The organism is Flavobacterium panacagri (assembly GCF_030378165.1).
Lineage (GTDB): Bacteria > Bacteroidota > Bacteroidia > Flavobacteriales > Flavobacteriaceae > Flavobacterium > Flavobacterium panacagri.
Map to the genome: position 1 here is coordinate 3969932 of NZ_CP119766.1, position 20799 is coordinate 3990730.

Sequence of the window (20799 nt, forward strand, 5' to 3'; positions counted from 1 at the left end):
AAAATATTTTAACTCAAAAAAGTATTGTTTTTTGGTAAAATTTAAAGCTATCAAATTTTCTGGTATGTATAAAAAAAATCTGCTGATCTGCTAAATCTGCGAGAGTAAATTTTAGCTCGCAGATTTGGCAGATCAACAGATAATATATTTTAAATAAGAATTAAAAATTAATAGTTCCTGCTAGTTCTTTTAGTGCAATTTCAGATAATTTGGCTTCATACTGTGCATTACTATAACGCACTTTTGCATTAACATAATTCAATTGAGCTGTTCTAAAATCGATAGTTGTAATGGTTCCGATTTTGAATTTATCCAACGTAATTTCTAGATTTTGTCTCGCAATAGCTTCATTATCTTCTTCTAAATCAATTAGCTCTAGATTGGTTAGGTAAGTCTGAAATGCAGTGCTTAATTGTGTGTTCAGAATCATGCCTTGTTGTTCGATAGCAATCTGCGTATTTTCAATCTGCATTTTGGCTACTTTTTCATTTCTGTGCTGATTGAAACCATCAAAAATATTCATTGAAGCATTAAATCCGTAGTTTAAACCTCTTGATGAGTTTTCGCTGGTAAAACCTAAACTCGACTGACTTTCCGCAAAATTGTAACCGGTAGTTAATCTTAAAAGAGGATAACGGTCTGCTTTAACTTGTTTTAATTGCAGTTCTGCAATACGTTTATTGATAATCTGCGATTCTAATGCGGGGTTTTGTTTTTGCGCCAATTCCATTAAATCTGCTAAAACAAGTTTATTGTCTACATTTACTTCATCTGTAACTTTGAAGTCAATTTTTGGATCGCGCGCCAGATATTGGTTCAATAAAATTTTAGCATTAGCGTAAGATTCCTTTTGTCTCAACATGGCAACTTGATCTGAATTTAAATCAACTTGTGCATTTAAAACTTCTAATTTGGAAGCTTTTCCAATGCTGAATCTGTTTTTAGCTAATGTTAATCTTTGGTTAGAAATCACGATTGTAGTATCTAAAGCAGCTAACTGATGTTGTTGCTGCACGAGATCATAATAAGCTGAGTTTACCTGACCAATTTTAACTAAAATAGTTCTTTTAAGCTCGGCATCGCCTAATTTTTGAAGTTCTTTCAATTGATCCAATTTGGCAAACATCTTCATACCATCAAATACAGTCCATCCTAAACTAACTCCATAGTTTAAACTATTGTTTTTAGCATTGTTTAAGGTAGTCGATGTACCATCTTGACGAACTTGTGTAGAATTCGTAAGGTTATTATTGTCAACAATTGAAGCTGTAGCGGTAGGAAGCATTCCAGCATTACCAATAGTTACGTTTGTTTCGCTTATTCTAGAATTATTCTTTGCGATTTTAATTTCAAAATTATTTTCCAAAGCTATTGTCATAGCCTGTTCAATAGTCAAGATTTCCTGCGCATTTGTCTGAATAATACAGGCAAACAGAATTATTAAAGTGCAGTATATTTTTTTGATATTCATTTTTAATTTCTTTTACCGAAAAATCACGAATTTTTGGTAAAGTAAAATTCGTGATTTTTTGGTTTTATTTAATACTTTCTCTTTCGTATTCATCGATATGGTCAAACTCAGGATAGTGTTTTCTAGCTCGAGACCACATTAAATAAATGGCAGGAATTACAAAAAGCGTTAAGGCTAATGAAAATATAGTTCCTCCAACAATTACAACTCCCATACCAATTCTACTGGTTGACGCAGCTCCAAGTGACATTGCGATTGGAAGTGCTCCTAAAGCAATTGCTAAACTGGTCATTAAAATTGGACGTAAACGCGCTTCTGAAGCTTCTAAAATAGCTTCTAATTTCGGTTTTCCCTGCTCTCGCAACTGATTGGCAAATTCCACAATCAAAATACCATTTTTAGTTACTAGACCAATTAACATTACAGTACCAATCTGGCTGAAAATATTCCAAGTTTGATTGAATAACCATAACGAGAATAAAGCTCCTGCAACCGCCATTGGAACAGTAAGGATAATAATAAACGGATCAATGAAACTTTCAAATTGTGCCGCAAGAATCAAGAAGATTAATAATAATGCCAATCCAAAAGCGAAAGAAGTGTTTGAGCTACTCTCTACGAAATCTCGTGATTCTCCGGCTAAATCAGTTGTAAAACTTTCGTCTAGAACCTTGGCTTTAATTCGATCCATTTCTTTAATTCCTTCTCCTAAACTTTTTCCAGGTGCTAAACCAGCAGAAACGGTAGCTGACATATAGCGGTTATTATGATACAACTGCGGAGGATTACTCTGTTCGTAAACTTTTACAACGTTATCCATTTGAATCAATTGGCCGTTTTTATTTTTAACAAACATCGAGGTCAAGTCCAAAGGTTTAGATCTGTCTTTTTGGTCAAATTGCCCGATTACCTGATATTGTTTTCCGTTTTTAATGAAATAACCAAAACGCTGTCCGCTTAAAGAAAGCTGTAAAGTCTGTGCGATATCTAAAATAGAAATTCCTAAACTTTCTGCTTTTGCACGATCAATTGTTACGTTGATTTCTGGTTTGTTAAATTTCAAGTTTACGTCTGTAGTAGAAAAGACATCGCTTTTTCCTACTTCATTCATAAACAACGGAATTTTTTCTCTCAATTTATCAAAATTGGGAGCCTGAATAATATATTGAATTGGTAAACCTCCACGTCTGTTTACAGCAATTGTTGGTTGTTGTGTTACAGAGGTTTTGGCATTAGGATATTTTTTTGTCCATTTAGTTAACTGGTCGGCAATTTCTTTTTGAGATTTTGTTCTTTCGTCAACATCTTTTAGCGTAAGTCTAACCAATCCGCTGTTTACAGAGTTGGAACTAAATCCAGGCGAAGTAATAACCAGACTCACTTTTTTCTCTGGAATAGAGTCGTCAATCAGTCTTGAAATCTCCTGCATGAATTTGTCTGTATACTCGTAAGACGATCCTTCGGGAGTGGTCATACGCATCGTTACAGAACTACGATCGTCATAAGGTGCTGTTTCTTTTGGAAGAATAGTAAAGAACAAATAAATCAATCCAAAACAAGCTATTAAAATTGGGAAACTAATCCATTTTCGATCCATGAACTTTGTTAGAGCTTCTGCATAACTACTGTTCATTTTTTCAAAAAACGGTTCGGTTTTGATATAGAATTTAGATTTCTTCTGTTCGCCGCCTTTCATTAAATAAGCATTCAGCATTGGCGTTAAAGTCAGAGAAACGAAAGCTGAAATTAAAACAGCAGAGCCAATTACAACACCAAATTCCCTAAATAAGCGACCGACGAAACCTTCTAAGAAAATTACAGGTAAAAATACCGCTGCCAAAGTTACCGAAATCGAAATTACGGCATAGAAAATCTCATTTGAACCTTTAATTGCGGCTTCAATCGGAGACATTCCTTCTTCGACTTTTTTGAAGATATTTTCGGTTACAACAATTCCATCATCTACAACCAAACCAGTTGCCAAAACAATCGCTAATAATGTTAGTACATTAATTGAAAACCCAAACATCCACATAATAAAGAAGGTGGCAATTAATGAAACAGGAATATCAATTAAAGGCCTGAAAGCAATTGCCCAGTCTCTAAAAAACAGGTAAATAATGATGATAACCAAGATGATTGAAATTCCTAAAGTCTCAGCCACCTCAAGTACTGATTTCTTTACGAAAATGGTATTATCAAGTGCGATATTTAATTTAATATCTTTTGGAAGATCTTTCTTTAAAGCTTCATATTTTTTGTAAAACTCAGCAGAAATATCCAAATAGTTTGCTCCTGGCATTGGTACGATAGCTAAACCAATTAATGGAAGTCCAGATTGGCTAAGTTTTGTTTCTAAGTTTTCTGGCCCTAATTCAGCACCGCCAATATCGCTCAAACGAACAATTTTATCTCCATCGGTACGAATAATAATATTATTGAATTCTTCTGCTTTAGAAAGGTTTCCAACGGTTTTTACCGTTAATTCCGTATTGTTTCCAGTCAATTTTCCCGATGGCAATTCGACATTTTGTGCATTTAACGCTGTACGTACATCAGCAACCGTACATCCGTAAGCAGAAAGTTTTGCAGGATCAATCCACAAACGCATGGCGTAACGTTTTTGTCCCCAAATTTGCACGGCGCTCACACCCGGAATGGTTTCCAATCGCTGTGAAATAACGTTTTCAGCATAATCGCTCAATTCTAGCGAACTTCTCGTATCACTTTGAACAGTCATCGAAATAATAGCTTCACTATCGGCATCGGCTTTCGATACAACGGGTGCCGCATCAATATCCTGCGGTAAACTTCTAATCGCTTGCGAAACCTTGTCACGAACATCGTTTGCAGCTTCTTCTAAGTCTTTATCAAGATTAAACTCGATAGTAATGTTACTGCTCCCTTGGTTGCTAGAAGAAGTTATATTTCGAATTCCATCAATAGCATTTACTGCTTTTTCAAGAGGTTCGGTAATCTGTGATTCAATAATGTCAGAATTCGCACCCGTATAATTGGTACGAATCGATACCTGTGCAGGATCGATAGAAGGGAATTCTCGAACACCCAAAAAGGTATAACCAATAAAACCGAATAGAATAATTAATAAATTCAGTACAATGGTTAAAACGGGTCTTTTTATACTTGTAGTTGATAAACTCATGTTTGATTTTAGATTTTAGAGTTCAGATTTTAGATTTAATGAGATTTTAAAACTCATTACTCATGATCTGTAACTCATAACTCATAATTATTGTACTTTAACTTTAATTGGTGCTTCATTTTTTAATGACATAACACCGCTTGTAATTAAAGTATCTCCAGCTTTCAATCCTGACAAAATCAAGATAGAAGAATCCGTTCTTGTTGTAGCGTCAACCATTACTTCTTTGGCTTGACCATTATTAGCAATAAATACTTTTTTACCGTCTTGAATTGGAATGATAGCCTGGGAAGGAACTACAATTGCATCTTTAATAGTATTTAAAGGCAATTTGATATCAGCAAAAGTTCCTGGGAAAAGTTTTCCGTCTGTATTATCTGCTATGGCACGAATTTGAAGTGTACGCGTTGCAACTGCTACTTCAGGTTCTATAGCATAAATTTTAGCATTGTAAGTTTTATTTGAACCAGAAACAGTAAAATCAATTACAGATCCTGATTGTACTTGTGATGCATATTTTTCAGGAATAGAAAAAGTAATTTTTAGTTTGCTCGTATTTACCAATTTTGCCACTAAAACAGTTGGTGTGATATAAGTTCCAGGAGAAATATTACGCAATCCAATTTTTCCTGAAAACGGAGCTCTTACAGATGTTTTAAATATCTGCGCTCTAATTAACTGACTTTGCGCCTGTGCCGAAGCGTGATCAGCTCTTGCGATATCAGCTTCTTCTTGGCTTATAGCTTCCTTTTGAAGTAAAAGTTTAGCTCTTCTTTCGTTTTCTGCTGTAAGACCTTCTTTGGTTACAGCTTGTCTTAACTGTGCTCTTAATTCAATGTCGTTTACTTTAAAAAGAACTTGTCCTTTTGTTACATATGATCCTTCATTAAAAGATATTCCTTCTACAATTCCAGAAACCTCACTGTGAATTTCAACTTGTTCATTCGCTTCTATCGAGCCTGAAAGTGATAAATTATTGTCAAAAGTGGCTGTTTTTATTACGATTCCGTTAACAGTTGTTGGAGAATTTTTATCATTAAACTTTTTAGAGTCATCGTTTTTACTCTTGTTTGATATAATTCTGTAGGTAATAAAACCTCCAATTGTGATAATTAAAAGGGTGTAAATGAGGTGTTTTACTTTCATAAAATTGAGGTGAATATAGATTTAAAGGTTTTTGTTTTTAGTAAGCTCACAAATTTAACTTTTTGGCACGAATTCAGGAGCTGTTAGCTTTTATTTAACATTTGTATGTACAAAGGTTTGCAATTAGACTAAAAAGAGATTAAAAGGTTTAATTAAAGATTAAATTTTTTAATGAAGAGGAACAATCATTTTTTTAGGGTTTACAAGAGTTTAGGAAGAATTTTACAAAATGTAACTCCTGCAAAATAACTTTAAAATTAATTTTTACGCATTTTGTCTGATTTTTTTTGCACTTTATCGATTTTATTTGTAACATTGGTATGTTAAACAAAATTATTCTTTATAGCGATAATACTGATGTATTGTACTCGTGTTATTGTTAAAATTAAGGTTTAGAAGTTGTTTTTTAGGTTTTTTACAGAATATAGTTGAGTAAAATATTAACAATTGTTTACTTTTTTATTGTTTAAACTAATATAAAAGATGATTTATGAAGAAAAAAATACTTCTAACGCTATGGTTTTCCTTATTACTTCTTGCGATTGGTTATTTGTTTTGGCAGAATGAGTTTAAATACAGTCTTCCAACGCCAGTGCCTCAAAATTATAAAGCTATAGCAATGGGCTCCAAAATAGACTTAGGAGCTTGCTGTCCTTATGATCAAAGACCTATTTTTATTCATTTCTTTAATCCGGATTGTCCTTGTTCACGATTTAATGTACCTCATGTAAAAGATTTGATTAAGACGTATGGCAATCGAATCAATTTTAAAATTGTGGTGTTAAACAAAGAGAAGCGTTTTACCATTGCAGAGATTCAGGAAAAATTTGACGCTGCAATTCCTGTGTATTTTGAAGAATCTATTGCTGAGAGTTGCGGTGTCTTTTCTACGCCTCAGGCAGTTCTATTAGATCCTTCGCATAATTTATATTATCGTGGTAATTACAATAAGACTAGATATTGTACAGATGCTAAGACTAACTATGCTCAAATGGCAATTGATTCTCTGTTAAGTAAAAATCACAATCCTTCTTTTGACGCTTTCGCCATGAAAGCATACGGCTGTTCGTTACCAAAATGTACTAAATAAATCTATTTCCAAAAATCCAAAAACTAAAACCTATGAAAACAAAAGCTAGCTTAAACGAACAGGATTATCTGCACAGTTTTATGTCAACAATGACTCAAAAGTCAGATACCATTATTAATTATGTGCTTGCCGTGTACTTTTTGCTCGGTATAGGGTTGTCTTTTAAATATGACACTTTCGAAATTGGTGTTGGAGTCGGGACGCTGAATCTTTTGGCTTATTATTCTGCAAAGTTTTTTATAAAGAATTCTAAGTTTTACCAGTATGTACTGGCTGTTGTTTTATCCATTTTTATGGCGCAGTATATTTATCAGATGCATGGCATGTTTGAAATGCATTTTACGGTATTTATTGCCAGTACTATATTAATTGTATATCAGAACTGGAAATTACAGATTCCGTTAACTCTTTTGGTTATATTGCATCATGCTGGTTTAGCGTATCTTCAGAATTTCGTTTATAATGATGCAAACGGACTTCAAGTTTATTTTTCTCAAGTCAACTTCGACTTAGAAACACTTATTATTCATACTGTTCTAGCAGCAGTTGTGTTTTTTATGAATGGCTACTGGGCTTACTATTTTAAAGAGCATAGCGAAAATCATATTTCAAAAATCTCTGATGAATACGAATTAGAAAACATGAAATTGGCTTCTGCAAAATACAGCTCAATGTCGGCAACAAAAGACTACAATGATTTTATTCATAGAACCACTTTAGATTTAAAATTGCCAGTAAATTCGGTTTTAAAACTCATAGACGTTTCGAAAGGTCATACCGATAACGATAAGCTTTTGTCTTATTTGGAAATGATGAGAGAAAGTGCCAAAAAAATTGATGATTTAGTTAATGATATTCATGTCAAATCAACAAACAGCAGAAACTAACCTTAATTAATTAAGATTTATCCCCCAATATTAATTTTTTTAACCCTGTTGTATGTTTAAGTATGATTTGCCTACTGCAGTTCCTACACTGCATAATTTAAAAAAAACTATTGATCATTTTTTAAGTGACACCATTACATTAAATTCAATCGATAAAATTGGAGCCGATTCAGAATTCGCTTTAGAAGTTTCTGATATTCTTAAAGGATATAGAGATAATTCTCAAGTACATGATCTTGATTATCAATATAAAAAATTAATTCAGATTACAACTGATATTCATAATCTTAATCTGGCTGTTAATAATGAAATTCCAGAATGGCTTGAATATGAATTAGGAATTGTGTTTCATAAAATCAGAAATATTCTGCTTGTTTTAGAAATTGAGTTAAATTAAAAATGGTTTAAGATTCTTTTATACGCTTAATTGAGTTGTAAATTAATTTAAATGTAAAAGCTATGGATACCAGAATTAATCGTCCAACGCCTTCAGACAGAGAAGTAGATTGGAATAAGAGTAAAGTGCTGCTTAGTAAGACCGACAAAAAAGGAACCATTTTATATGCCAATGAAGACTTTATAGATGTTTCTGGTTATGACGAATTCGAACTTGTTGGCCAGCCTCATAATATTGTTAGACATCCCGACATGCCCAAAGTAATTTTCAAATTTTTATGGGACAGTATTAAATCGAGTGAAAATATTCATGTAATTATAAAAAATATGGCCAAAACAGGCCGTTATTACTGGGTTGTAACTGATTTCAAAATTATCGCCGATACCGACGGAGAAATTGTTGGTTTCTTTGGAACTCGAAAATCGGTTCCAAATGATATTATTGTGAAGTTTATCGAGCCTTTGTACAAAAAACTTCTACAGATCGAAGAAACCAGTGGAATCCATGCTTCCGAAGAATATCTTGTAGGTTTCTTAGAGGAGCGAAAAAAGACTTATATGGAATATGTTGATCACTTAATTGCCACAGGAAAAGATGATAAAAACAAAATAAGCAAAGGTCTTTTCAGCGGATTATTTGATAAAAATTCTTCAAAAAAATAAGATTCATAAGAATATGCTTCATTGTATCATCAAATATTCAATACAAATTTGCCCCCAACAAATCTAAATCACCTGAATATTTAAAAAACTTATTTTAAGTGAGATGCAGTGAAGTGTATTTTTTTTAAAGTTTCCAAGGTTCTGAGATTCTAAGATGCTAAGTTTTCTTAAAAAGCCGTAGACTTTTTTTTACAAAAGTAAAAAAAAACAGCATCTTAGGATCTTAGCGCCTTAGCATCTTAGCATCTTAGCATCTCTAAGAAATATAATTCCAAATATTTTTCTTCTTGGTCAATTCAATGAAAATAGCTCTTAAAATCGCATTTTCAGGTTTTTGAAGAGCAGAATCTTCTTTTAAGATTTTCAGGGCATAATTTCTTGCTAAAGATAAAATTTCTCTGTCTTTTACAATATCAGCAATTTGAAGATTTAAAACACCACTTTGCTGCGTTCCCATTAAGTCACCAGGCCCGCGGAGTTTCAAATCTACTTCCGCTATTTCAAAACCATCATTGGTTTGTACCATGGTTTCCATTCTTGTTTTACTATCAGAACTTAATTTATGTCCCGTCATTAAAATGCAATAGCTCTGTTCAGCGCCACGACCAACACGTCCTCGTAACTGGTGCAATTGGGAAAGACCAAATCGTTCGGCACTTTCTATAATCATTACACTGGCATTTGGAACATTTACACCAACTTCAATTACTGTTGTAGCTACCATAATATTCGTTTTTCCTTCAGAAAAACGTTTCATTTCGGCATCTTTATCTGCTGGTTTCATTTTTCCATGCAGAATCGAAATGGAATATTGAGGCAGTGGAAAATCACGTGAAATACTTTCGTAACCGTCCATTAAATCTTTGTAATCCATTTTTTCAGATTCCTGAATTAATGGATAAACGATATAAATTTGTCTTCCCTTTGCAATTTCGTCACGAAGAAATTTCCAGACTTTTAATCGATTAGAATCAAAACGGTGCACAGTTTGAATTGGTTTTCTTCCTGGAGGTAGTTCATCAATTACAGAAATATCCAAATCGCCGTATAAACTCATTGCTAATGTTCTTGGAATAGGAGTGGCTGTCATAACCAAAACGTGTGGTGGAATATCATTTTTCTTCCACAATTTGGAGCGCTGTTCCACACCAAAACGATGCTGTTCGTCAATTACAGACAAACCTAAGTTTTGAAATTTTACTTTATCTTCTAATAAAGCGTGTGTTCCAATCAAAATTTTTAAAGTTCCGTTTTCTAATTCTTCATGAATAATTTTTCTTTCAGAAGTTTTAGTTGAGCCCGTTAATATTCTGATATTTATATTTAGCGTATTCGCAAATTCAGACAAACCTAAAAAATGCTGATTAGCTAGAATCTCTGTCGGTGCCATTAAACAAGCTTGAAAGCCGTTGTCAATTGCCAGAAGCATACTCATAAAAGCGACAATCGTTTTTCCAGAACCTACATCACCTTGAAGAAGGCGGTTCATTTGGGCGTTGCTTCCCATATCGGTTCTAATTTCTTTGATTACTCTTTTTTGAGCATTTGTTAAATCAAAAGGAAGGTGGTTTTTATAAAATTCATTAAAAAGTTCGCCTACTTTAGTAAACGGATGGCCTTTAATTTTATGTTTTCGAATGAGATTTTTAGTAATTAACTGCAGCTGAATAAAGAACAATTCTTCAAATTTTAGTCGGAATTGCGCTTTCGCTAAAATATCGGCACTTTTGGGAAAATGGATATTAAATAAAGCCGCTCTTTTCGGAATCAGTTTTAATTCTTCGATTAAAGAGGGTGGAAAAGTTTCTGTAAAAAGCGCTTGTGTTTCCAGAAAAAGTTGTTCCATCATTTTATTGATGGTTCGATTCGAAATTCCCTTATTGGTTAAAGCTTCTGTTGAAGGATAAACAGGCTGCATGGCAGAACGCAAGCTTCTTTCGTGTTCGCTTAGCAACTCGATTTCTGGATGTGCCATACTAAACTGGCTTCCATACAAAGAACATTTTCCAAAAATAACCAATGGTTCGTTTAGTTTTAAACTCTCACGAATCCATTTGTGGCCTTGAAACCAGTTGAGATCAATCTGTCCCGTTTCATCAACAAAACTTGCTACTAAACGTTTTTTATTTTTAGCAAATTCAACGGTTTTAATATTGATTATTTTACCGATAATCTGTACTTCAGAACCTGTATTCTGTAGTTCATTTATCTTATAATAACGCGTTCTGTCAATATATCGATTGGGATAAAAATTGACTAAATCTCCATATTTATGAATTCCCAATTCCTTACGAAGCAATTGACCACGGCTTGGGCCAACACCTTTTAAGTATTCGATTGGGGTTTCTAGAAGATTATTAGACATTGAATTATTTTAGATTTAGAATAAAGAGTATAGAGAAAAGAAAATAGAGCATAGAAAATAGATTTTAAATTCTATACTTTTTATTCTATTTTCTATACTCTTTCCTCTATTTTCTTTGAAAAAGCGAAGATAGATTTTAATTAGGAATTTTGAAAGTCAAATATGGTTCTTAAGATTTTGAATGTTAAGTTATCGTTATCATGTAAAAATAAGCGCAACCATCTCAAGAAAGATTAATCTTAATAATAGTTAACCTTTAAAACTTAAAAAAATGAAAAGAATTACAATTTTAGTTGTACTATTTATTTCGCTGGTTTCTTGTTCAAATGACAATGATCAGAAGGATACAACTAATTATCTTGGAAAGTGGAAACTAACAAGTATGAGCAGAAATAAAAACCCTTTTGCCAACTCTATAGATGTTATGGAATGGCAGGAATCCTATGTTTTTAGTTCGAATGGAAAGTTTTCTAAAACGAGAATAAAAGACAATAAAACTACTACTCAAATAGGAACATACCTAATTACAGAAACTTCAGATCAAACACAATTAAAATTGACTTACACTGCTCAAAGTGATATAATAGGAACTTGTACAGGAAATTTAATAGAAAATCTATATGTGCTTAAAAGTACTAAGCAGTTGTATAGTACTTGGGGTACTTGTGATGGGCCTCTATTAGTTTATGATAGATTATAAATTAAAACAACACTTACTAATTCAAATTGTTTGACTCCGTTGGCTTTCCAGCGGAGTTTTTATTTATAAATAGTTGTTTTGATGATTAAAGATAATTCTTAGATTTGTTAAAACATTTTAAAAAGTATAAGCCCCAAATATGAGCAAAGAAGAAAAAGTTCCTTTTGAAACTATGATATTTTCTGGTGTTACATTCAAAGTAATCAACCGACATGAAGCACATGAGATTATTGGAGATCTTACCGATTTTAAAGATCAAAAAATCTATAATGTTTTTGAAGACACTTGGCGTTTTCCTGATTATGAAGAAAATCCGATATTTCTTTTGGCCGAAGAAGATGTCGAAATGGAATCTTTTGAAATGGATTTTAGTACAGAAGAACATCCTGATATCTTTATTCTAGGTTTTATTTTTAAAGGAAATCTTAATGTCAGTAAATTAATAACCTCTTACGATACTGATAATTCTCCTGCTTTGATAGTATTTGGAAAAACAACTACCGTCAATATAACTTTGTTTGGAAGTATACATTATTTAGGAGGTGGTTTAAAATGCGATGTTCTAACTGGAGAATATAATCATGGAGAACTTTTTGTAAAAGGAGATGTTACAGCTTGGTTAATCTACAGTGATGATATGTGGATGCATTTCGAACGTTTTACAGATGTTCAGGCAATCGTGAATGTAAATAGGCCAGATGTGTTAATCTGCAGCAGCGTTACAGATACAGATGGGTCGGTTATTATGGTCGAAAACTACTTTCCTTCAACTCATAAATTGTCGGATATTGTTAATGATGATTTTGTTGAATACACAAGTTACGGGACAGAAATATTAGGGAATAACTATTTAGACGTTTTTGCAGCAGGACTTTCAATTATAGATTACGACAAAACAGATCAATATTTGTTTACTGATTTCCGCAATCAGTTTATAGAAATGGTTCGGGTTTTATCTGAAAAAAACGAAGGGAGAATCCGTGAAACGATTTCAGATACAGAATATCAATATGTTCCTTTTGTTTATGAAGGACTGAATTACAGCCAAATTTCAGAAGAAATTGCAAATGGCTTTAATATCCAGATGAGAGCTTTATGGTGTCACGATACTGAAGAAATCATGCTGATTTTGGAATACCAAGATGAAGAAGGAAATCCAAAATACCAATGGATTAATAACGAAACTGCACCTGGAATAGAAATGTATTGTGTAAAAGCGGCCGCTATGAAAGCTTTTGAAGTTCTAACGGCAGAAAATGATGAAGAAGAAGAAGACGAAGACGATGATATAGAATATGCGGAATATGATAGCAGTTTTTCTTTAGAAGATTTTGCAGTTCAATTTGGAAATTATACTATTCCAGAAGATTTGGTGAAATTATATGAATTCCAAGAAGAATACGGATCAGAAACTTATTCGGAATGTTTTGGATTATTAGTAACAAATGATAAAACAGGAATCAAAACTTGGTCTGAAGAAGAAGAGTTTTATAATAGTTTTATTGAATTTGCTGGCGCAAACGGTTCAGGAAGTTCCTATGCTTATTGGCTTATTGATGAAGATTTGAATAATTGTCCAATAGTTGTTTTTGGTGATGAAGGTGGCATTCATGTTGTGGCAGAAAATATCCGTAAATTAATTCACTTGCTGACTTTGGATACCGAAATTTCAGTTGATTTTGATTCTTGTTATTTCTATAAAGACGAGGAATATTATCATGAAAATGAAAATAAAGAAGAATTTCACGATTGGGCTAAAAGAGAGTTTAATCTTGATGCTTTAGAATCAAATGAAGAAACGGAAGTGATTTTAAATGAAGCAAAAGAAAAATATAAAAGAAAGCTGAATGATTTTCTTGTAAAATTTGATATTGAAATAGGAGACGAAGAGGAATAATCCTAAAAAGGAATTTTTATCTTTGAATAAATTTAAAAAGAATGATAACACATTTAGCTCTTTTACGAGGAATCAACGTTTCTGGTCATAATATGATGAAAATGGAGGCTTTAAAAGCAATGCTGGAAAATTTAGGCTTTCAAAATATTCGGACTTATCTGCAATCTGGAAATGTTTTCGTAGACAGTGAAGAAGACGCGGCTAAAGTCGGATTTATGATTAAACAGGAAATTTTCAAAGTTTTTGGGCATGAAGTTCCAGTTGTAATGATTACTAAAGAAAATTTAGAATCTTGTTTTGCTAATAATCCGTTTTTGAAAGAAAAAGAGATTGATACTAAGAAGCTTTATGTAGCTTTTGTTTCAGCTTCACTAAAAAAAGAAAGCATAAATGATCTTAAAATCAGTCAGTTTAAACCTGATGAAGCCAGTATTGATGAAAACAGAATTTTTATAAAATATGCTGTTGGAGCTGGAAAAACGCGATTTGATCAAAAATATATCGAGAAAAAATTAAATGTAACCGCAACTATTAGAAACTGGAATACAGTGACTAATTTGCTTAATATGTATTCAGAATAATGAAAAAGTATTTTTTAATGTTTTTTGTTTTTGTAATGAGTTTAAATTCTGCTGTTTATGCTCAAAATGCAAAAACAGCTCCCGAAGATTTCAATGCCTTTTTTACGAAATTCAATGCAGATCCAAAATTTCAGGTAAGCAGAGTGATTTTTCCTTTGAAATATCAAATGAATAATGACGATTTTGAATTATCGGATTATACCATGTCAAAAGATAAATACAAAGTTTTAACACTAAACAAGAAGTCCGATGAAAAGTATTTAAAACGAACGATATCTATCAAGAAGCATAAAGCTACAATCCAGCAGCGTGGTCTGGATAACGGAATTTATGTGGATTATATTTTTGAGTTAAAAGATAATCAATGGTTTTTAAAGACCTGGATTGATCAATCTACTTAATACTAATCTCGAACCCATTTTTGCATAGCAGGAAAAGGCATTTTTTGTTCTTTTTCTGCTTTTTCATTTCCAAAACACAAACCCATCCATTCCAGTAGAGGCAGTCCAATATAATTTCCCGTTGAAAAATTTGAAATAAACCATTCTGAGCTGTCTTTATATCCATTTGGATGGAATACAAAATCTAAGGGAAGCTGTAAATGATGTAATGCCGCATAAGACCATAAAATAGCTGCTATTTCTTCGCCTTGAGTTGGCCAGTCTTCTGAAATTTTTGTAGTACCAACTAATTTTCTTTGCTCAGAAACGGTTACAGCAAGATGTCCAGCTTCGTGTAAAATATCACCAGGATATAGTAATTTAGTATAATCAACATAAATGCAGTTTGGACCTAAATCTAATCCAGGTAAAAAAGTTTCGTCAAGCTCTTTTTCAATAACATCAATACCGATTTCTTTTAAAAAGAATATTACTTTTTTTATTTCTTCTTTTTCTTTTAAAGCCATATTAATTTGTTTTTATTTTTTTGATGAAAATAGTATCCGAATTATGTAAAGCTCCTCTTTTTAGTCCGCCTCCAAATGGCTGCATAAATTGAATCTGCTGTGGTTCATAGCCTTCTTTGTTAATGGGTTCATTTACCGCCAAATTTGGAGCTTCAAAGCCTAAAAATGTCAATTGGCGGTACCGTTCTTCTTTTAATGAGAAGTAACCATTAGACTGACTTACTGTTTCACCAACTTTACAGTTATCAATTGGTTTTCTAGTTTCTGAATCGTAAATATAACCTATAATTTGCGGTCTTTTACATCTACTGACCAAACAGCTTTGAAAACTGAAGCAGAGAAGAACGAGGAAAATGAATTTATAGAAAGTCTTCATTATTTTTTTATTAAATCACAATACCAAAATCCAAAATCAAAAGCACTTTTATCATTTGTATCACAAGCTGTATTTGATGAATCCTGACTTTCAGGTTTTTCATATTTTCGATAAACAATTTCACCGATTTCAAAATCTATTGGTTTAGAAAAAATTGGACCGTCGAATGCAAAAGTGTGAAATTCGCCATTCTCTCCGCAGACATCAACGTTTTCGGGTAAATCATTTATAAAATCCTCATCGATAATTCTTCCGACGAAACTTTTGCCTAAATATTTTTCATTAACACAAACGACAATAGTTTTAAATCCTAACGAAATAAATTCCCAGATCAAATCTTTAGTTGATACTTTCCAGATAGGAAATACACCTTTAAAGCCAATCTTTTCTAATTGTTTTTCTCGATATAATCGTAAATCTTCTAAAAAAATATCTCCAAAAACAGAATATTTTATGCCTTCATTTTTTAATTCTGTCAGCGTTTCCATCATTACATTTTCATAAACTTCCATTGTAGGCATTTCTGGAATTTCCATAATTTTTAATGGAATTCCAATGCTTTCTGCCTGCGCTTGTAATAATTCTACACGAACGCCATGCATAGAAATTCGCTGGTATTGCTGGTTTACGCTAGTGAGTAAATATTCAATTTTATAATCAGGGTTTTGTAGGATTTTGTAAAGAGCCAATGCTGAATCTTTTCCGCTGCTCCAATTAAATAAAGCTTTTTGAGATATAGACACGATTTTGTATTTTATAATGTAAACTTACAAATTTCATTCTATTTGTTTGTGAAAGGTTTGTAACTTTGGGATTTTAGCCTTTACATTGATTTTAGATGAAATACATTTTCCTATTATTTACCGGATTTATTTTTGCACAGCAAACACAGAATGTTGATTTCAAATCGGTTTCAGGGCAATTGTCTTTGAATTCAAAAGAAAAGACAATTTCTGGTACTGTAGATTTTCTATTTGAGGTTCTAAAGGATTGTGATACGATTTCGCTTGACGCAAAAAACATGGAATTTTCCAATGTGAAAATTAACGACAATGAAGTAACCATTCAAAATAACAATAAACAATTAAAATTGATTTCTCGTTTTGAGAAAGGACAAAATCATTTAACCTTCAATTACAAAACAAGGCCAAAGCAGGCCTTATATTTTGTTGATATTGAAAATGATGAAGTTCAGATCTGGACACAAGGACAAGGAAGATATACCAGCAATTGGTTTCCAAGTTTTGATGATGTAAATGAAAAGTTGATTTTCAATTTAGGAATTTCATTCGATAAAGAATATCAGGTTGTGTCTAACGGACTTCTAAAAGAAAAAAAAGAAAATGGAAATCTAATTCATTGGCAATACAAAATGGAAAAACCAATGAGTTCTTATTTACTCATGCTGGCAATTGGAAAATTCGATAAAAAAGAATTCAAATCTAAAAGTAAAATTCCTTTAGAGTATTATTATGAGCCAAAAGACTCCAATCGTTTTGAGCCTACATATCGATATTCGAAACGTATTTTTGATTTTCTGGAGAAAGAAATCGGAGTTAAATATCCTTGGCAGATTAATAGACAAATTCCAGTTCGTGATTTTTTATATGCGGGAATGGAAAATACAACTTCAACACTTTTTGCGACTCGTTATGTCGTAGATTCAATTGGTTTCTGCGATCGAAATTATACCAATGTTGATGCCCATGAATTGGCACATCATTGGTTTGGCGATTTAATTACAGCGGAAAGCAGTACGCATCATTGGCTTCAGGAAGGATTTGCCACTTATTTTGCTTTGTTGGCAGAAAAAGATATTTATGGAGAAGATTATTTTTACTCAAAATTATATGACACTGCACAGCAAATCAAATTTGCCTCCAGAACCGATACAATTCCAGTTTTGAATGCTAAAGCAAGTTCGTTAACATTTTATGAAAAAGGAGCTTGGGTTTTATTTGTTCTGCATGAATCTATTGGAGATAAAGCTTTTAAAAAAGCGATAAAGAGCTATTTAAATAAGTATGCTTATAAAACAGTAAATACACAGAATTTTTTTGATGAAATTAGAAAAGTATCAGATTTTGATTTAGAGAAGTTTCAAAAGACTTGGCTGGAATCAACCGCTTTTGATACACCAACGGCAAATGCATTACTGAGCAAGAACAAAACCATTGAGAAAAGACTGGAAATAGATAAGTTAAAGAAAACAGCTTTAACTGAAAAAGCAGATATTCTAAAAGTTACTTTAGCATCTAATGTTTATCGTTCTGTGAAAGAAGCGGTTGTAGATCAATTAGAGAATGAAAAATACGAAGCAAAGAAAGAGCTTCTACTTTTAGCATTAGAAACCAACGATATTCAGGTTCGACAAAATGTAGCCGAAACTTTAACTAAAATCCCGGAAGACTTCAGATTAAATTATGAAACTTTATTGGATGATAAATCCTATCAGACACAAGAAATAGCTTTATATTGGCTTTGGCGAAATTTTCCGGCTCATAGAACTGCCTATTTGGATAAATCAAAAAACTGGATTGGTTTTAATGATTATAATCTGCGTACATTATGGCTTTCACTGGCATTATCAACAACAAATTACATTTCTGATCCTGAGCCTTTGATTACTGAATTAATCGCTTTTTCATCTACTAAATATGAAGCCACAACTAGACAAAATGCTTTAGAAAAATTAATTGCCTTTAAAATAATTAACGATCAGGTTTTGAGTAATTTAGTTGGAGCAACAACGCATCATATGTGGCAGTTTTCAAAGTTTGGAAGAGATACGATCCGACTTTTATTAAAAAATCCTGAAATGCGTACTTCATTTAATAGAATTTTGCCTAATTTGAACCCCGATGAGCAATTTCAATTAGATCGTTTGTTGAAAGAGTAGAATATAGAAAATAGAGTAAAGAAAATAGATTTTAGGAGAAGTCTATTCTCCATTTTCTATGTTCTTTTATCTTAAAATAAAAAAAACAAAAATAAAACCTACAATACATTTATGAGAGCATTGGTTATTTCAGGTGGCGGTAGTAAAGGCGCTTTTGCCGGAGGTGTTGCCCAGTATTTAATAGAAGAAAAAAAGCACGAATACGATTTGTTTTTAGGAACTTCAACAGGAAGTTTATTAATTCCGCATTTAGCTCTCGGTCATATTAAAAAAATACATTCCGTTTATACCAATGTCACAATGGCAAGTATTTTTAATATTTGTCCTTTTGTGGTTAAAACCAAAGATGGAGTTGACATTGTAACGATCAATCACTTTAATGTTTTACGTCAGTTTTTTAAAGGAAAAAGAACCTTTGGCGAGAGCAAAGGGTTAAGGAAATACATCCAGAATAATTTTTCTCTTTCTGATTTCAATAACCTTAAAAAACTGAAAACTGATGTTATTGTAACAGTAACTAATTTTACTAAAAACGAATCAGAATATAAATCGGTTAAAGATTGTACTTATGAGGAGTTTTGTGAGTGGTCCTGGATTTCCAGTAACTATGTTCCCTTTATGAGTTTAGTTGAAAAAAACAATTGTGAATATGGTGACGGAGGATTTTCTAGTTTAGTTCCAATACGCGAAGCTATCAATAGAGGAGCTACTGAAATTGATGTTATTGTTTTAGAAACAGAAGTAAATACAACTAAAACAGTTATTGGGAAAAATCCATTTTCATTAATGATTGATTTGTTCCGAATTGCTTTAGATCAAGTCGAAAAACACGATATTGCTATTGGAAAACTTATGGCAAGCAATAAGAATGTTAAACTTAACTTATATTATACTCCAATAAAATTAACGGATAACGCCTTAATCTTTAATAAAGATGTTATGAAAGAATGGTGGGAGCAAGGTTATGAATATGCACAGAATAAATCGGAAGTTATGAGTGATAATAAGATATTGATTTGAGATTTTATTATGATAATTTCCTTTGATCTTGACGATACTTTAATATCAAAAAATAAATTTGATCTAGAGCATATCAATTTATTTCAAAGACTTTTTGAAATTGAAAGAATAAGAAAAGGGACAATATATTTGTTTAAAGAACTAAGGAAAAGAAAACATAAAATTTATGTTTATACAACTTCTTTTAGAAGCGAATTGAGGATTAGGTTAATGTTTTATTCTTACGGCATTTCTGTTGATTATATTATAAATCAACAGAAACATCAAAGAAAATTAAAAACACAAACTATTAAATGCTCTAAATTTCCTCCAATGTTCAATATCGATATTCATATCGACGATTCACTAGGAGTAAAAACAGAAGGAGAGAAGTTTGGATTTCAAACAATTATAATTCATGAAATGGATGAGAATTGGATTCAAAAAATTCTTGGATCAATTTAAACAGTTGAGTATGAAAAAAATAAGTTTATTAATTTGTTTTGTTTTCGGTTTCAATTTATGGAGCCAAAATTTGTGTAGAACTGAAATTCTGCCAAAAGAGGAATTATTTCCTAAAAATGAAATGAATAAGTACTTAAAATATAATTTTTCAGACTTATGGAACAAAACAGATAATAATTTGGTTTATGGTGTCATTGGTGATAATTATGAAAGAATATTAATTAAGATTGTTTCAATTCAAAAAAGTAAAGAGAAATCAAGCGAGTATTGGGTTGTTGGTACCTCTAGAGTTAAATCTAATAGTTGCAATTTTAAAGGAAAAATAACAATTATATCAATTAATGAACTGAAACAAGCAAAGTTGGGTGTTGATGACGAATATAAAAATGCTGGAATAAAAAAGCAAGGATTGTTAAAAGCTGTTTATGAGTTTGTTGAAGACTCAAAACAAAAAGGTTCTGGTAAATTTTCAGGAATATTAGAATCAATGTGGTATTTGGATAAGAACAATTTGATACAATACAATGATATCGAGATTGATTCAGATAAATATTTTAATAACGCTTTTACTGGTGTTTGGAAATCAAATAATTCAGGAAAAGAAAAAATATGCAATTGGGGAGACTACAGAGTTCCAAATGTAAATTGCGATTTTGATATTGGTAGTGCAGAAATAAGCGTTTCTCAAAAATATCAAAAGAATGGATGGAAGTAAAATCTATATGAAATTTCCGTTTATCAAAAAGTTAGGATTTACTTTATCCTGCCCAAGTTTTAGGCTTCAATATTGGGAG

General features: G+C 32.1%; 19 protein-coding genes. 12 read left to right on the plus strand and 7 right to left on the minus strand.

Features of this window, described 5'->3' with window-relative positions:
* Positions 1-160 precede the first annotated feature (160 nt).
* The 3 genes from P2W65_RS17450 to P2W65_RS17460 form a co-directional block, all read right to left on the minus strand.
* A complete protein-coding gene (locus P2W65_RS17450; RefSeq protein ID WP_289659576.1) occupies positions 161-1471 on the minus strand; it encodes a TolC family protein in 1311 nt (436 codons plus the stop codon).
* Positions 1472-1535: 64 nt separating this feature from the next.
* Positions 1536-4634 (minus strand): efflux RND transporter permease subunit, encoded by a 3099-nt coding sequence (locus P2W65_RS17455; protein WP_219071576.1) that lies wholly within the window; start codon positions 4632-4634, stop codon positions 1536-1538.
* Positions 4635-4721: 87 nt separating this feature from the next.
* Positions 4722-5780 (minus strand): efflux RND transporter periplasmic adaptor subunit, encoded by a 1059-nt coding sequence (locus tag P2W65_RS17460; RefSeq protein WP_289659579.1) that lies wholly within the window; start codon positions 5778-5780, stop codon positions 4722-4724.
* A 490-nt stretch (positions 5781-6270) separates the two neighbouring features.
* Here P2W65_RS17460 and P2W65_RS17465 point away from each other — a divergent pair, with 490 nt between their 5' ends.
* The 4 genes from P2W65_RS17465 (at position 6271) to P2W65_RS17480 (ending at position 8816) form a co-directional block, all read left to right on the plus strand.
* Positions 6271-6870 (plus strand): TlpA family protein disulfide reductase, encoded by a 600-nt coding sequence (locus tag P2W65_RS17465; RefSeq protein WP_289659582.1) that lies wholly within the window; start codon positions 6271-6273, stop codon positions 6868-6870.
* Positions 6871-6902: 32 nt separating this feature from the next.
* Positions 6903-7757, plus strand: a complete 855-nt coding sequence (locus P2W65_RS17470) for a histidine kinase (RefSeq protein ID WP_179004650.1) — start codon at positions 6903-6905, stop codon at positions 7755-7757.
* A 52-nt stretch (positions 7758-7809) separates the two neighbouring features.
* On the plus strand, positions 7810-8154 hold the full coding sequence (locus P2W65_RS17475) for a hypothetical protein (protein WP_289659585.1): 345 nt from the start codon (positions 7810-7812) through the stop codon (positions 8152-8154).
* 62 nt (positions 8155-8216) lie between these two features.
* The gene (locus tag P2W65_RS17480) at positions 8217-8816 is read left to right on the plus strand and encodes a PAS domain-containing protein (protein ID WP_289659587.1); all 600 of its coding nucleotides are present in this window, start codon (positions 8217-8219) and stop codon (positions 8814-8816) included.
* 256 nt (positions 8817-9072) lie between these two features.
* Here the strand turns inward: P2W65_RS17480 and recG are convergent, their stop codons facing one another.
* Positions 9073-11181, minus strand: a complete 2109-nt coding sequence (gene recG / locus P2W65_RS17485; protein ID WP_289659589.1) for an ATP-dependent DNA helicase RecG — start codon at positions 11179-11181, stop codon at positions 9073-9075.
* A 271-nt stretch (positions 11182-11452) separates the two neighbouring features.
* On the opposite strand from recG, the gene P2W65_RS17490 reads away from it, so the two are divergent.
* The 4 genes from P2W65_RS17490 to P2W65_RS17505 all read left to right on the plus strand — a co-directional run bounded on the left by P2W65_RS17490 (position 11453) and on the right by P2W65_RS17505 (position 14760).
* Entirely contained in the window at positions 11453-11881 is a 429-nt protein-coding gene (locus P2W65_RS17490; RefSeq protein ID WP_289659591.1) for a hypothetical protein, read from the plus strand.
* A gap of 139 nt (positions 11882-12020) precedes the next feature.
* Positions 12021-13778, plus strand: a complete 1758-nt coding sequence (locus tag P2W65_RS17495; RefSeq protein ID WP_289659593.1) for a hypothetical protein — start codon at positions 12021-12023, stop codon at positions 13776-13778.
* Positions 13779-13819: 41 nt separating this feature from the next.
* Entirely contained in the window at positions 13820-14359 is a 540-nt protein-coding gene (locus P2W65_RS17500; protein WP_289659595.1) for a DUF1697 domain-containing protein, read from the plus strand.
* Positions 14359-14760, plus strand: a complete 402-nt coding sequence (locus P2W65_RS17505) for a DUF4348 domain-containing protein (protein WP_289659597.1) — start codon at positions 14359-14361, stop codon at positions 14758-14760. The genes P2W65_RS17500 and P2W65_RS17505 overlap by 1 nt, the downstream gene beginning before the upstream one ends.
* A 2-nt stretch (positions 14761-14762) precedes the next feature.
* On the opposite strand, the gene P2W65_RS17510 is transcribed toward P2W65_RS17505, so the two are convergent.
* Genes P2W65_RS17510 through P2W65_RS17520 form a run of 3 tightly spaced genes read right to left on the minus strand, consistent with a single transcriptional unit; the run spans position 14763 to position 16379 of the window.
* Positions 14763-15266, minus strand: coding sequence for a hypothetical protein (locus P2W65_RS17510; RefSeq protein WP_289659599.1), 504 nt, complete (start codon positions 15264-15266; stop codon positions 14763-14765).
* A 1-nt stretch (position 15267) separates the two neighbouring features.
* Positions 15268-15642 (minus strand): hypothetical protein, encoded by a 375-nt coding sequence (locus tag P2W65_RS17515; RefSeq protein WP_289659601.1) that lies wholly within the window; start codon positions 15640-15642, stop codon positions 15268-15270.
* Positions 15642-16379, minus strand: coding sequence for a Dph6-related ATP pyrophosphatase (locus tag P2W65_RS17520; RefSeq protein ID WP_289666201.1), 738 nt, complete (start codon positions 16377-16379; stop codon positions 15642-15644). The genes P2W65_RS17515 and P2W65_RS17520 overlap by 1 nt, the downstream gene beginning before the upstream one ends.
* Before the next feature lie 101 nt (positions 16380-16480).
* Here P2W65_RS17520 and P2W65_RS17525 point away from each other — a divergent pair, with 101 nt between their 5' ends.
* The 4 genes from P2W65_RS17525 (at position 16481) to P2W65_RS17540 (ending at position 20720) form a co-directional block, all read left to right on the plus strand.
* On the plus strand, positions 16481-18541 hold the full coding sequence (locus P2W65_RS17525; RefSeq protein WP_289659603.1) for a M1 family metallopeptidase: 2061 nt from the start codon (positions 16481-16483) through the stop codon (positions 18539-18541).
* Between the two features lie 111 nt (positions 18542-18652).
* Positions 18653-19561: a patatin-like phospholipase family protein gene (locus P2W65_RS17530; RefSeq protein WP_289659605.1), complete on the plus strand. Its 909-nt coding sequence runs from the start codon at positions 18653-18655 to the stop codon at positions 19559-19561.
* A gap of 312 nt (positions 19562-19873) precedes the next feature.
* Positions 19874-20005, plus strand: a complete 132-nt coding sequence (locus P2W65_RS17535) for a hypothetical protein (RefSeq protein ID WP_289659606.1) — start codon at positions 19874-19876, stop codon at positions 20003-20005.
* Positions 20006-20015: 10 nt separating this feature from the next.
* Positions 20016-20720, plus strand: a complete 705-nt coding sequence (locus tag P2W65_RS17540; protein WP_289659608.1) for a hypothetical protein — start codon at positions 20016-20018, stop codon at positions 20718-20720.
* Positions 20721-20799 lie beyond the last annotated feature (79 nt).

Excerpts from the sequence above, each read along its gene's own strand:
- P2W65_RS17460 (WP_289659579.1), bottom strand. The coding sequence starts at position 5,780 with ATGAAAGTAAAACACCTCATTTACACCCTTTTAATTATCACAATTGGA.
- P2W65_RS17535 (WP_289659606.1), top strand. The coding sequence starts at position 19,874 with ATGTTCAATATCGATATTCATATCGACGATTCACTAGGAGTAAAAACA.
- P2W65_RS17475 (WP_289659585.1), top strand. The coding sequence starts at position 7,810 with ATGTTTAAGTATGATTTGCCTACTGCAGTTCCTACACTGCATAATTTA.
- P2W65_RS17455 (WP_219071576.1), bottom strand. The coding sequence starts at position 4,634 with ATGAGTTTATCAACTACAAGTATAAAAAGACCCGTTTTAACCATTGTA.
- P2W65_RS17510 (WP_289659599.1), bottom strand. The coding sequence starts at position 15,266 with ATGGCTTTAAAAGAAAAAGAAGAAATAAAAAAAGTAATATTCTTTTTA.
- recG (WP_289659589.1), bottom strand. The coding sequence starts at position 11,181 with ATGTCTAATAATCTTCTAGAAACCCCAATCGAATACTTAAAAGGTGTT.
- P2W65_RS17470 (WP_179004650.1), top strand. The coding sequence starts at position 6,903 with ATGAAAACAAAAGCTAGCTTAAACGAACAGGATTATCTGCACAGTTTT.
- P2W65_RS17450 (WP_289659576.1), bottom strand. The coding sequence starts at position 1,471 with ATGAATATCAAAAAAATATACTGCACTTTAATAATTCTGTTTGCCTGT.
- P2W65_RS17500 (WP_289659595.1), top strand. The coding sequence starts at position 13,820 with ATGATAACACATTTAGCTCTTTTACGAGGAATCAACGTTTCTGGTCAT.
- P2W65_RS17495 (WP_289659593.1), top strand. The coding sequence starts at position 12,021 with ATGAGCAAAGAAGAAAAAGTTCCTTTTGAAACTATGATATTTTCTGGT.
- P2W65_RS17465 (WP_289659582.1), top strand. The coding sequence starts at position 6,271 with ATGAAGAAAAAAATACTTCTAACGCTATGGTTTTCCTTATTACTTCTT.
- P2W65_RS17525 (WP_289659603.1), top strand. The coding sequence starts at position 16,481 with ATGAAATACATTTTCCTATTATTTACCGGATTTATTTTTGCACAGCAA.
- P2W65_RS17490 (WP_289659591.1), top strand. The coding sequence starts at position 11,453 with ATGAAAAGAATTACAATTTTAGTTGTACTATTTATTTCGCTGGTTTCT.
- P2W65_RS17540 (WP_289659608.1), top strand. The coding sequence starts at position 20,016 with ATGAAAAAAATAAGTTTATTAATTTGTTTTGTTTTCGGTTTCAATTTA.
- P2W65_RS17515 (WP_289659601.1), bottom strand. The coding sequence starts at position 15,642 with ATGAAGACTTTCTATAAATTCATTTTCCTCGTTCTTCTCTGCTTCAGT.
- P2W65_RS17530 (WP_289659605.1), top strand. The coding sequence starts at position 18,653 with ATGAGAGCATTGGTTATTTCAGGTGGCGGTAGTAAAGGCGCTTTTGCC.
- P2W65_RS17480 (WP_289659587.1), top strand. The coding sequence starts at position 8,217 with ATGGATACCAGAATTAATCGTCCAACGCCTTCAGACAGAGAAGTAGAT.
- P2W65_RS17505 (WP_289659597.1), top strand. The coding sequence starts at position 14,359 with ATGAAAAAGTATTTTTTAATGTTTTTTGTTTTTGTAATGAGTTTAAAT.